General features: G+C 62.3%; 9 protein-coding genes and 3 pseudogenes. 6 read left to right on the top strand and 6 right to left on the bottom strand.

The genetic code is table 11. The features are described from left to right. Positions 1-79 precede the first annotated feature (79 nt). From U0034_RS24995 to U0034_RS25010, 4 genes and pseudogenes are all read left to right on the top strand, one after another. Complete coding sequence (locus U0034_RS24995; protein WP_085230878.1) at positions 80-1,435, top strand: MFS transporter; 1,356 nt, start codon at positions 80-82, stop codon at positions 1,433-1,435. Positions 1,436-1,485: 50 nt separating this feature from the next. Beyond that, positions 1,486-1,805: pseudogene (locus U0034_RS25000) on the top strand (NAD(P)-binding domain-containing protein); the annotation flags it as partial. Positions 1,806-1,960: 155 nt separating this feature from the next. Then, positions 1,961-2,968 (top strand): annotated as a pseudogene (gene istA / locus U0034_RS25005) (IS21 family transposase); the annotation flags it as partial. A 177-nt stretch (positions 2,969-3,145) separates the two neighbouring features. Next, positions 3,146-4,993, top strand: a complete 1,848-nt coding sequence (locus U0034_RS25010; RefSeq protein ID WP_233211806.1) for a hypothetical protein — start codon at positions 3,146-3,148, stop codon at positions 4,991-4,993. Positions 4,994-5,090: 97 nt separating this feature from the next. On the opposite strand, the gene U0034_RS25015 is transcribed toward U0034_RS25010, so the two are convergent. Then, positions 5,091-5,645 carry a thioredoxin family protein gene (locus tag U0034_RS25015; RefSeq protein WP_085230843.1) on the bottom strand — a complete coding sequence of 185 codons (555 nt, stop codon included), beginning with the start codon at positions 5,643-5,645 and terminating at the stop codon, positions 5,091-5,093. A gap of 10 nt (positions 5,646-5,655) precedes the next feature. Between U0034_RS25015 and U0034_RS25020 the strand changes: the two genes are divergently transcribed. Beyond that, positions 5,656-5,790, top strand: a complete 135-nt coding sequence (locus U0034_RS25020; RefSeq protein WP_254902686.1) for a hypothetical protein — start codon at positions 5,656-5,658, stop codon at positions 5,788-5,790. Between the two features lie 99 nt (positions 5,791-5,889). Here U0034_RS25020 and U0034_RS29305 read toward each other — a convergent pair. From U0034_RS29305 to U0034_RS25040, 4 genes and pseudogenes are all read right to left on the bottom strand, one after another. Continuing rightward, positions 5,890-5,980 (bottom strand): annotated as a pseudogene (locus U0034_RS29305) (flagellar motor protein MotB); the annotation flags it as partial. A 273-nt stretch (positions 5,981-6,253) separates the two neighbouring features. Continuing rightward, on the bottom strand, positions 6,254-6,529 hold the full coding sequence (locus tag U0034_RS25030; protein ID WP_085230844.1) for a hypothetical protein: 276 nt from the start codon (positions 6,527-6,529) through the stop codon (positions 6,254-6,256). A gap of 231 nt (positions 6,530-6,760) precedes the next feature. Then, positions 6,761-8,545 (bottom strand): diguanylate cyclase domain-containing protein, encoded by a 1,785-nt coding sequence (locus U0034_RS25035; RefSeq protein ID WP_085230845.1) that lies wholly within the window; start codon positions 8,543-8,545, stop codon positions 6,761-6,763. Then, positions 8,542-9,675, bottom strand: coding sequence for an extracellular solute-binding protein (locus tag U0034_RS25040; protein WP_085230846.1), 1,134 nt, complete (start codon positions 9,673-9,675; stop codon positions 8,542-8,544). The genes U0034_RS25035 and U0034_RS25040 overlap by 4 nt, the downstream gene beginning before the upstream one ends. Positions 9,676-9,875: 200 nt before the next feature. Between U0034_RS25040 and U0034_RS25045 the strand changes: the two genes are divergently transcribed. Next, on the top strand, positions 9,876-10,784 hold the full coding sequence (locus U0034_RS25045; RefSeq protein WP_085230847.1) for a LysR family transcriptional regulator: 909 nt from the start codon (positions 9,876-9,878) through the stop codon (positions 10,782-10,784). Here U0034_RS25045 and U0034_RS25050 read toward each other — a convergent pair. Next, positions 10,768-12,372 (bottom strand): ATP-binding protein, encoded by a 1,605-nt coding sequence (locus U0034_RS25050; RefSeq protein ID WP_233211807.1) that lies wholly within the window; start codon positions 12,370-12,372, stop codon positions 10,768-10,770. The genes U0034_RS25045 and U0034_RS25050 overlap by 17 nt on opposite strands. Between the last annotated feature and the right edge of the window lie 15 nt (positions 12,373-12,387).

The raw sequence follows: 12,387 nt of genomic DNA on the forward strand, positions 1-12,387 counted from the left end.
GACTGGAGCATCGGTCCTTCACGACGTTGTGTACACGCGGATCCATTGCAGCCCGCTCATACACAGGAGACAAGTAGACATGGACCTCACCCGTGCCGCGGAAGGACAAGACGTGAAGCAGCGCTCCAGAGTTCGTTATTGGATACTCTTCCTTCTCTTCATCACGACGACGCTCAACTACGCCGACCGGGCAACGCTCTCAGTGACCGGAACGGCAATCCGCGGCGAATTCGGCTTCGACGCCATTCGCATGGGCTACATTTTCTCTGCATTTAGCTGGGCATATGTGCTCTGTCAACTTCCTTCGGGCTGGCTACTGGACCGATTCGGTGCGCGCCGGATGTACTCGCTGAGCATCTTCTTCTGGTCGGTTTTCACGCTCGTTCAGGGCGGTATTGGGTTGGTAGGCCATGTGACTTCTGCGGTCGTTGCTTTTTTCGTCTTGCGATTCGCGGTGGGGATGGCCGAAGCGCCGGCTTTTCCTTCCAACGCAAAAATCGTGTCGAATTGGTTTCCGGTATCGGAACGTGGAACTGCATCAGCAATTTTCAATTCGGCTCAGTATTTCGCTCCAGTGATATTTACGCCATTGATGGCATGGATTACTCACAGCTTCGGATGGGAAGGGGTCTACATGACGATGGGCGTGCTCGGAATTGCGCTCGCGGCGTTCTTCCTTAAGTCCATGAAACAGCCTGAAGAACATCCCGGGGTCAATGCGGCCGAGCTTGACCACATCCGAGGCACGGGAGCCGGCTTTACAACCATGTCAGGGGCCGATGGTCATAGCCCGAAGGTCGGAAGTGTAACGCTCATCAAGCGGTTGCTTACGAACCGTATGTTCCTCGGCATCTATCTCGCCCAGTACTGTGTCAACGTCCTTACATACTTCTTCCTGACGTGGTTTCCGATCTACCTCATGCAGGCCCGGGGGATGACGATTTTGAAGGCTGGTGTAGTCGCCTCGTTGCCCGCAGTCTGTGGCTTCCTGGGAGGCGTGCTAGGTGGTGTTATCTCCGACGCATTGCTTCGGCGTGGCGTGTCTCTTACCGCCGCCCGGAAGATTCCCATTGTGAGCGGGATGCTGCTTTCAACTTGCATCATCGGTTGCAACTACGTTGAAGCCGACTGGATTGTCGTTGCGCTCATGTCTATTTCCTTCTTCGGGAAGGGCATCGGTGCGCTTGGATGGGCTGTCGTGGCCGATACGTCACCTAAGAGCGCAGTAGGGCTCTCGGGCGCTCTGTTCAATATGTTCGGCAACGTCGCAGGCATTGTTACTCCTATCGTCATCGGTTATCTCGTCGCGGAAAACAAGTCCTTCAACGGCGCGCTTGTGTTTGTCGGTATCAATGCCTTGATGACGATGATTTGCTACTTGGTCATCGTGAAAGAGATTCGGCCCGTCGACTTGTCAGAGCTTGAGCGCCCGTGACAGTTGCGCGTCCGGGCCGGAATTCGCTCTCGGAACTTTTGGGTTTGATTATGAATAGGAAGGTGGGTGTCATTGGCTTGGGCGCAATGGGTATGGGGTTGCGCTTTCTTTGGTCCGGGCCGGGCTAGAAGTCTATGCTGTCGATGTCAGGCAGGAAGCGCTGGAAAAGTTTGTTTCGGCTGGTGGCAAACCATGTGCTAGTCCCGCGGAGTTAGGAGCGCGATGCGACGTTGTTCTGACGCTCGTCGTGAACGCGGCGCAGACAGAAGCCGTGCTATTTGGGGGCAACGGCGCTGTCGCAGAGATGTCGCCGGGAAAGGTCGTTATAGCGTGCGCCACGGTGTCGCCGGAGTTCGCTGCGTATTTCGGTCCAACGTGACCGAGCGTTTCGGCATCGTGACCGGCGATTTCGGGAACGTGACCGAGGATTTCGGCAACGTGACCGGTCGGACCGACATGCAGGTTTGGCGTTGCGCGTGACCCCAACCACGCGGGCTATGCTCGACGGCTTTGGCCGGAGAGACGATGCCCGCGCACCGGATGAACACGCGCATGATCAAGGACGTTTTACGACTGAAGTTCGACGGCGGTTTCTCGCATGATCGAATCGCCGCGTCGTTGGGCATTTCCAAGGGCGTCGTCACGAAGTACGTTGGCCTTGCCAAGGCAGCCGAGCTCGACTGGGCGAGCGCCTGCGATATGGATGAGGGCGAGCTCGAGCGGCGTTTGATGGGCAAGCCCACGGGGCCTGCGGCCTACGCCCAGCCCGACTACGGGCGCATCCACCAGGAACTGCGCCGCAAGGGCATGACGCTCACGCTGCTCTGGGAGGAGTACCAAGCCGAGTTCGCCGACCGGCAGACCTATCGTTACACGCAGTTCTGCGAGCACTACAAGAGCTTCGCCAAGCGCCTGAAGCGCTCGATGCGCCAGATCCACCGCGCCGGCGAGAAGCTGTTCGTCGACTTCGCCGGACCCACGCTGCCGTTGACGACGGGGCGACGCGCGCACGTGTTCGTCGCTGCGATGGGCGCCTCGAGCTATACGTTCGCGTGCGCCACGCCTGCCGAGACGATGGAGGACTGGCTTGGCGGCATTGCGCGAGCACTGACGTTCTACGGCGGCGTGCCGCAACTGATCGTGCCCGACAACCCACGCGCCATGATCGCTGACCCCGATCGTTACGAGCCTCGCGCTGGCGACACCGTGCTCGATTTCGCGCGGCATTACGGCACGTCCTTCCTGCCAGCGAGAACCTATCGACCGCAGGACAAGGCTAAGGTCGAGTCAGCCGTGCAAGTGGTCGAGCGCTGGATCATGGCGCGCTTGCGTCATCACGAGTTCGGCTCGGTGCAATCCGTCGATGACGCAATCAGCCCATTGCTGACGTATCTGAACGAGCGTCCCTTCCAGAAGCTGCCCGGATGCCGAGCCAGTGCGTTTGCCCAGCTCGACGCGCCCGCCTTGTTGTCGTTGCCGGCCCAGCCGTACGAACTCGCACGCTTCAAGACGGTGACGGTGCACATCGAGCATCGTCACGCCCTCTCGTTCCGGCTCGACATCCGCCCAGGCGCAACGACCGGGTTCATCGCAGTCCCCCGTGGTACGACACCAATCAGCTGCACATAATCAACGGAGGCATTCACTGTGTACTCAATTTCGTTTTCGAAACGGGCGCTCGCCTGTTTGGCCCTGGGAGGCGCCGCGCTATTGTCCTCCGCCGGGGCCAGCGCAGGATCGAAAGGCACGCTGCTGCTCAACCGCATCGGCCCCGTCACCTCGGAGCTGTACATATCGAATGCCGACGGCACGAACGAACACAAGCTGATTCCATCGACCGGCATGGATTACCACGCCTCCTACTCGAAAGACGGGCAGTGGATCGTATTCACGTCCGAGCGCGATGGGCTCGGCCAGTCGAACCTCTACCGCGTCCGCGTGGATGGAACCGGCCTCGAGCGGCTCACGAGCCATGTAGCGGTAGACGACGCCGCCGTCTTTTCTCCGACGGACCCCGACACCATCGCCTTCGTCTCCTCCCGGCGCGGCACCGACGGCTTCGGCACAACGAACATCTGGACCTTGAAGATTTCCACCGGTGCGCTGAAGAACGTCACCGGCGCATTGAGCTTCGATCCGGCCAGGCCCCATAGCTTCTTCCGTCCGTCGTGGTCGCCGGACGGCAAATGGCTGGCGTTGTCATCCGATATCGGCTCCGATTGGCGGGGCCACAATCTGCCGAACGGTTGGGAGCGCACGCAGGAAAGCAGCATCTATCTGATCCGGCCGGATGGCTCGGGCTGGAAAAAAATCGCGGCCAACCCCGGCTACGACGAAGGCTCGCCTTCATGGTCGCCGGATGGCAAACAGGTGGTCTTCTACGAAACGCCCGTCGAATCGACCTGGGGTGCGCACCGCCCCGAATCGATCAACTCGGTCAGCTCGCAGCTCGTTTCCGTCGACGTTTCCACGTTCGCGCGAACGACACTGACGTCGAGCGCGGGCTTCAAGGTCTTCCCGCAATATCTGAGCGCAACGAACGTGGCCTACCACGTCAAAGGCGGCGATACGGAAGGCATTTACACCACGGCCGGAACGTTTCGATCGACGACCAACACCGGGATTCGCTCGCCGCGCTATTCGCCTGACGGCACCGCGATGGTCTACGAAAAAGTCACGTTCGGTCCTGCCCATGCCAACGGCACCCCGCTCTTCTCGTTCGACCCCGCCTGGACCTACCGATATACCGATGTCTTTCCGCTGCTGTCGAAAGATCGCAAGAAACTCGCGTACACGGAAAAGGCGATCAATTCGTCGATCGCCATCGTCAATCCCGATTTTTCGGGTTATACGCGCATCTACGATCCCGCCACGAGCGGCCTCGATCCCGCCCTGATCGCGCAGGGCCTGGCCGGCGCCTTTCAGCCTGCCTGGTCGCCGGACCGGCAATGGGTAGCCTTCGGCGTGGGCAACTGGTTCTTCACGCGCGGCACGGGCCCCGGCTGGATCGTGCGCATCAAGGCCGACGGAAGTATGAACGGCCGTCCGGAAGTGCTCACGGATGGCTCCATTAACGCCGGCTTTCCAAGCTATTCGCCGGACGGCAAGAAAATCGTCTATCGCGTGTGGAGTACCGACGTGAAAGGCCTGCGCATCCTCGATCTCGACCACGGCACGACGACGATCCTGACGAGCGAAGCCGACAACCTGCCGGGATGGTCACCGGACGGCAGCAGGATCGTTTTCACGCGCAAGCAGCCCGATCCGAGCGATGCGAACAGGTTCAACTATGACGTGTTCACGATCAAGCCCGACGGCACCGGCCTCGCGCGCCTGACCTCGGACGGCTCGAACCAGGGCCACGCCGTCTGGACCTGGGACGGCCGCATTGCATACAGCTCGGGCACGTATGGCTTCAGAGACGAACTCGCGCTCTACGACAACTCGTTTCAACCCGACGGCCAGAATTGGCTGATGAACGCCGACGGAAGCGATCCGCATGCGATTACGGATACGCTTTGGGAGGAGGCGATGCCGTTGTACGTGCCGAGCCTGTAACTTTGCGATGGCGGCTTTGCCGCACGAAAGAAGCCGCCCGGCCCCTGGTCCGAGCGACTTCCTTCCTTCGCGGTGCGCACGCGCGACGCTCGCGACGTTACGCCGTCATTTTCCATTTGATCGAGCAGCCGAACGCCGGGTTTTGCACCTCGGGCCCGCTACCGGTGCTGGCGATTTGCTTCATCGCGTCGAAGAGCTCCCGCGGCGCATCGGGTATCGGTCCTTTGCGCGAAGCATCCAGCCGCCCCCGATATCGCAGGTGCAGCGTCGCATCGAAGCCGTAAAACTCGGGCGTGCATACCGCGCCGTACGCTCGCGCAACGTCCTGAGTCTCGTCATAGAGGTACGGAAACGGTAGTTGCAGTTCCGTACTCAATGCCACCATGCGCTCGAACGAGTCTTCGGGATAAGTCGCCGCATCGTTGGAATTGATCGCCACGGTGCCAACGCCCAGCGCCGCGAGTTCGCGCGCATCGCGCAGCAGATGCGGCAGAATCGCCTTCACATAGGGGCAGTGATTGCACATGAAAACGACCACGAGCCCGTCGCGGCCGCGCACGTCATCGAGCGTGTACATCCGGCCGTCGGTCGCGGGCAACGCGAATGCGGGCGCCGCCACGCCGAGTTCGTCTGCGGGAGATTCGGTAGCCATTGATCGCTCCTTGCGTCTCGAGTATGTCTCGCATTGGAGCGCCCATTATCGCTTCGCCGGGCGCGACGTGCTCTTCATCGCGATTTGGACGCTCTCGTCGAGCGGCTTCAACAGCGCGGTCAACGTGCTTTTCGCCGCTTCGTGAGCGCTGTCGCTCAGCGCCAGCGTTTCGGCCGCGGTTTTGGCCGTGCTCTCGAGTTGCTTGCCGGTGCGCTGCTGCTCGAACGCCTTGCCCTCGGTTCGCGATATCGCGCCAGTTGCAACACATGGAGCGCAACAAAAAACACCGTCAACGTCGTGATGAGGTCCGCATACGAAATCAGCCAGCGCTCGGAGCGCTCTTCGGCGTTGCCGTCGCGTTCGTGTCCGGCGGAATCGGACGGGCCACGCTTGCCGGTGACAAAGGGATTAATGACGTGAGAATCCGAGGGAGCCGAAAATATAGTGCGGATGAGCCTGTCTTCATTTTATAGCGCGCCTTTTTGCCGCAAGCGGCTCCGGTAAACGAGTAACGCCCTCATCCGCGAATGAATGAGGGCAGCGGGCCGGCAGCCATCGCCGGACCGCGTTTCGACATTTCGGCAGCCTGGCTTGCAGGCCCCACGTACTTAGCGCACACCGCGATAAAGCGTCCGAAGGTTGCTGTCGGACACGCTCGAACCGGTGCCAACCGCGCCGCCGTCGCTGCCGCCCACACCCGAATCGTTCGAGATCACGGCGCCTTGCTCCGCTGCGAGCGTTTGAGCGCTCACGCCGCGTTGCGAGGCGGGTGCGCCCGCATCAGGCCGATAGAACGGCGCGGGACCATAGCCGCTTGCGAAGGCGGGAGCCGCAACGGCGGCGGAAACAGCAACCAACAGGGCAGAAATAAGCTTCGTGTTCATGATTCACTCCGATGATGTTCGTAATGTCGGGATGCGCCCGATCGGTAGATCGTTCGTGGCGCTTCGTATTCAACGTTGACGGAATGAAGTGTAAGGATCCGGCCCGCGCAGACAAAGATGCGGAAGCCGACAACACATTTCCTGGAAAACGAACAATCAGGGTGAACCCGGATCCCGATGGTGCGACCCCAATTCGTAAGGCCGACGGAGGCCGGCCGCCGGCAAGCTGGCCTACGACAGCGCGCCGGGCGGGCTGACCGAGGAAGCGTGGGCGAGCAGTTCCTGGTAGCGGCGATAGCTGCCGCAGCGCTGGAACTTGGCGGCATACATCGCCGCATCGGCCTTGTGCAGCAGCTCTTCGGCCGTGGTGCCGTCCGTTGGAAACTCACTGATGCCGATACTCGCGCCCACTTGCACCACTGCCTCGCCCACGCGCAACACCTCGTTCATGGCTTCGACGATGCGTGCGGCGATTTCCACGACAGCATCGGGCGCCTGAGCGTCGGTCACGAGTACGATGAATTCGTCGCCGCCCAGGCGGGCAGCGACGTCGCTATGGCGCAGCGTATTCGTCAGGCGCTCCGCCACCGCCACGAGTGTCTGATCTCCGGCGCGGTGGCCCAACTGGTCGTTGATTTGCTTGAATCGATCGAGGTCGACGAATATCACCGCGAGCGTCGCCCCCGTCTCGGACGCCTTTCGAATCGCGGCGTCGAGCTTATTCATGAAAAGCATGCGGTTCGGCAGCCCGGTCAACGCATCGTGGCCGGCCAGATGCGTCAGCTCGCGCTGTTTCGCATGCAGATCCATCATCTGCAGCTGGATCTCGCGACGCATGCTCGCGAAGCAGCGTGCGAGAATGCCGATCTCGTCCGAACGTTCGACAGGCAGCTTTTCGTTGTCGGGCTGATCGAATACCCGTGTCGCGGCTCGCGCGAGCGTATGCAACGGCTTCGTCAGAGCCCGCGCGAACAGGATGGCGAGCATCAGCGCCAGGAAACTTGAAACAAGCACCATATGCACGATGCGGGTGCCGAGCGCATTGGCGGGAATCAACACGTCCGACAACGGCCGCGTCAAACCGAGAACAACGAAGCCGTTTTCCGTGGAGTCGCCGAAAGGTGTGCGTGTGAAGGCGAAAATCTGCGTGTCGCTTGCTTCGGCAAGCCCGCTCGCCGCAATGCGGCCGGATAGTTGTTCGAACAACGGTTTGGTGGCGGGGAAGCTGTCCTGCATGAGCACGCGGCGGCCGCGTTCGAACCCGAACGTAAGCGAGGGATCGGGGTGCACGAGGAAATCGCCCCATCGGTTGGCCATGTAGACCTGATAGCGCTCGGGCAGATCCCGCGCCAGCCGGCTGAACACCTTGGTGAGGTCCACGTCGATCACGAGCACGCCCGCGTTCGGATTGCCGGGTGCCGCGATGGGCGTGGCTACCCGAACGGTTGGTCTGCCTTCGGCAGCGTGCGTCCCATCCTCCCGATTGATGCCGATAGGAGAGAGATAAATGTGGCCCGGCGCCAACCCGAGCGTATCGAAGACATAAGCGAATTGGCCTTTTTCCTGCAAACCCTCATCGGGCACCACGACGATTCCGCCAGGCGCACGGTCGAGACGGACGCGCTCGAGGCCGTACTCGTCGCGGGAGATCAGGCGAATCTGCAGATAATCGGGGTGATGGAGCATGAAGCTGATGAACACTTGCTGCAGCCGCCTGCGCCGATCGGCAGGCGTATTGCCGGGCGCTGTTGCGCCGGACCCATTGTCTTTCGTGCTCGCCACGGTTGCCGCGGAAGGCATAGCGGCGAGCACAAGTGCATCGTCGGCCACGTCCTTGAGCACGGTCGTGAAGCGTTGCCCGAGCAGCTTCGTCGAAGTAATGAGGTTGCGCCGCGCCTCGTCCGCGAGCATTGCCCGGTTGGCGCGGTAAGCGTAGTAGCCGGTCGCGCCGGAGGCGGCCACCCCGATCGTGGCGACGAGCACCAGCAATTGCGAAGTCAGGCCGAGCTTCATCATTGAAACCGTTGCGGTCGTTCGCCCGACACGATGCGGCGCCACAGTGATTCGCGCTCGTCGATATTCTCCACGGGCCGGGTCCAGTAGAGGTGCGCTCCTGCACCGGCCTCCGAGGCCGGCATGAGGGTATTGGCCAGGCCCTGGCGCTCGGTGAGCAGTGCGCCCACGTGCGGTTCCAGCATGGCGTTGATCCAGGCGTGAGCGAGTTCGTGGTTTCTCGCCCCGCGCGTCATCGCCCAGCAATCGAGCCACGCGAGCGCGCCCTCGTCGGGAATGACGTAGCCGACATCCGCGCCGGCGCGCCGCAGCAGTTCCACCTGCTGGGTGCCGTAATTGCCGAACATCAGCGCCGCCCGGTGCTCGACGAACAATGCCGTCGCCTCTTCCGGCAATGTGTAGAACGTCAGAAGATTGCGGCGCAGTTCGACGAGCCTCAGGGCCACCTTGTGCATTTGTTCAGGCGATAGGTGAAACGGATCGCGATAGCCCAAAGTCAACGCCGTAAATGAGAAATTGTGCTGCGCGCTATTGAAATCGAGCACGCGGCCGCGATAGCGCGGATTCCACAGTTCGCTCATCGAACGCGGCGCGACGGGCACTTGCTTGCGATCGTAGATCAGCCCGATCGAGGAGTATGTGAACGGTATCGCATAAACGCCTCCGTCTCGCACGATTCCGCCAATCGCCTCGCGCTGCCGGAAGGTCGGCAACTGGCGGCGCGTATTGGGAAGCTTCGACAGATCGAGTTGTTGAAGCAGATTCTCTCGCGTATAGCGCTCGATTTCGGCGGTATTCGCGGCAATGACGTCGAACGGCGGCGGAGAACCGGCATGCATGCGCGCTGCCAGCGTCTCGTCCGAGTCGACCATGGTCACTTCCACCTTCGCGCGAAAACGCGTTTCGAACGCTTTGACGACGTCGGCATCGGCATAGCCGGGCCACGCGAGAACTCGTAAGACGTTTCCCGTCTCAGTCGAATCGGACGCGCTCCAAGCCGATTGGCCGGGCACATAAAGCGCGACGAATGAGCAGACCGCCCAAGCGGCGAATGTCCGCCAATGCCGATTGACACGGATTCTCCCGATCAATCCCCGTACGGCGGAATGCAGGTATTGGCTATTCTTGCGCATTCGACTGCCTTTTCCAGACCAGCGACCAGTACCGTCGGCCGACGATGCCATAAAACAAATCTGTCCGCAATCGGCGGTGCCGGCTCAACGTCAGGATTTCACCCCGACGAAACACCAGTCGCGATACGATGTCGTCCGGTCACCGCGTCCACCGCTTCCCATGGCAGGGCGCGGGAGCCACGCAAACACTGGATTTCTCCATGAAGCTGTCCTTCGAAGCCCTTGAAGCGCTTGACGCCATCGACCGTACCGGCACTTTCGCCGAAGCGGCCGAACTGCTGCATCGCGCGCCGTCGTCGCTTACCTACCTTGTACAAAAGCTCGAAAGCGATCTCGACGTCGAACTGTTCGATCGCAGCGGCAGACGCGCGAAGCTCACCCATGCGGGGCGGGTTGTCGTGGAAGAGGGGCGGCGGCTGCTGAACGCCGCCGAGCAGTTGGAGCTGAAGGCACGGCGCATTCAGGACGGCTGGGAAACCGAGTTGCGCCTATGCATCGACGAAATCCTGCCCTTCGATGCGCTATGGCCTCACGTGCATGCGTTCTACGATCTCGAGATGGACACACGCCTGCGGCTGTCCACGGAGGTGCTCGGCGGCAGTTGGGATGCACTCCTCACGCGCCGCGCGGACCTCGTAGTGGGCGCGGCCGGCGACCCGCCGCAGTTGCCTCACATCGTCGCCCGCCCGGTGGGAACGCTGCGCCACGTGTTCGCGGTCTCCCCCGACCATCCGCTCGCACGGCTACCCGAGCCTTTGACGATGGAAACGATCGTCCGCTATCGCGGCGCCGTGATCAGCGATACGTCCCGGGAGCTGCAGCCGCGCTCGATCGCCACGGGCAACGGTCAGCCCGTGATTGCCGTCCCCACGCTCGCCGCGAAGCTCGCGGCTCAATGCGAAGGGCTGGCTGTCGGAACCTTGCCGGAATGCATCGCCCGACGGGCGATCGAAGCAGGCAGGCTCGTCGCTCGGCGCGTGACGAACATGCGCGAGGAAACCTGCTGCTATCTTGCCTGGCGTGACGACGAAGCCGGCCGGGCGCTGCACTGGTGGGTCGAACAACTCGATCGTCCCGATCTGGTCGAGCGCTTCACTGCCCGGATCTGACCGGCTCGCCAGCCTCTCCACTGCGTTGCCGGATGCCGAGCGACGGAACGTACGCCGCCGGTTCATCCATGGCTTCGCCAATCGCCGCGCCGATCGCCTCGCAGTGCCGCCATACTTCGCTCGGCACGCTCGTGAGTTCGCGCCGCAGCGCTCGACGCTCCAGGTAGCGCGTATAAGCGTGCTCGGCGGCCTTGCGTTCGCCATGATCGTCGAGCTGCTGCAGCGCATAGGCGCGCGTGATCTCGAGCAGGCGGTAGCGGGCGGGGGCTCCCTCGCGCTCGCGAACGACAAGCGACTTGGACACGAGGCCCTCCAGTGCATCGAGCACCTCGGCCCTCGAGTAACCCTGCTCCCAGAGCACCTCGCAGGCTGCATCGAACGAGAACCCGTTCGCGAACACCCCGAGCCAGCGCAGCAGGACGCGCTGCGCGCCGTCGAGTAGCCGGTAGCTCCAATCGAGCATCGCCTTCAAAGTCTGATGACGCGGCAGCGCCGTCCTGAAACCGCCGCTCAGAATCGAAAAATGATCGGCGAGATGCGCCGTCAGCACGTCGAGGCCCAACACCGCCGCCCGCGCGGCCGCAAGCTCGATCGCAAGCGGAATACCATCGAGGCGCCGACAGATCAGTGCAGCCAGCGCGAGGCCGAAATCATCCAGCTCGAACCTCGGGTCTCTCGCCTGCGCACGCGCGAGAAAGAGCTGAACCGCGCTGGCCCGCAATATCCCTTCGCGGCCGTCGTCTTCGCCGGGGACGTCGAGCGGCGGCACTTGGTGGAGCCGCTCCTGTTCGATGCGCAGCGCCTCGCGACTCGTGGCAAGCACATGCAGCGTACCGTTGGCCGCCGTCATCGCATCGGCCATATGGGCCGCCATGTCGATCAGATGCTCGCAGTTGTCGAGAACGATCAGCGTGTGCCGGCCCGCCAAGCCGGCGCAGATCGCTGCCAGCGAAACCGGCCGCTCGGCCAGGGCCACGCCGAGCGAGTCCGCAAGGACACCGAGGGCGCTACCCGGGTCCGATGCCGTGGCGAGCGGCACAAACGCCACGCCGTCGGCAAAACGCGCCCTCACGCGCGACGCCACTTCCAACGCGACGCGGGTCTTGCCTATTCCGCCCGCGCCGACCAGCGTGACGACACGCGCCGTATCGAGCGCCGCCACGATGTTGTCGATCGAGCTCTGGCGGCCAACGAGCGTGGATGAGGAAGGGGGCATGCTGCGCGGTATCGCGGCCGGCACGCCCGCTGCCGTCCCCGGCGCGGGCGGCGGCTCGCCCCGAACCCCGAGGAGCCGATAGCCGCGGCCCGGCACGGTGACGATCAGATCGCGGTCCTCCCGAAGCGCCTTGCGAAGCGCCGCAATATGCACTTGCAGATTGTTTTCCTGTACGACGGTGTCGGGCCAGACTTCGCGCATGATCGCCTCTTTCGAGACCAGCGCGCCGCGCGCTTGGATCAATAGCTCGAAGATATCGAACGCGCGGCTGCCGATCTGCACCGCGCCGCCATGGGAACGAATTTCGCGACTTTGCAGAAAGACATGAAGTTGTCCAACCTGAATCATTGCGAGTGCGTCGTTCGGGAGCATTGGCGGGAAATCGAA

This window comes from Trinickia caryophylli (genome assembly GCF_034424545.1).
Classification (GTDB): domain Bacteria; phylum Pseudomonadota; class Gammaproteobacteria; order Burkholderiales; family Burkholderiaceae; genus Trinickia; species Trinickia caryophylli.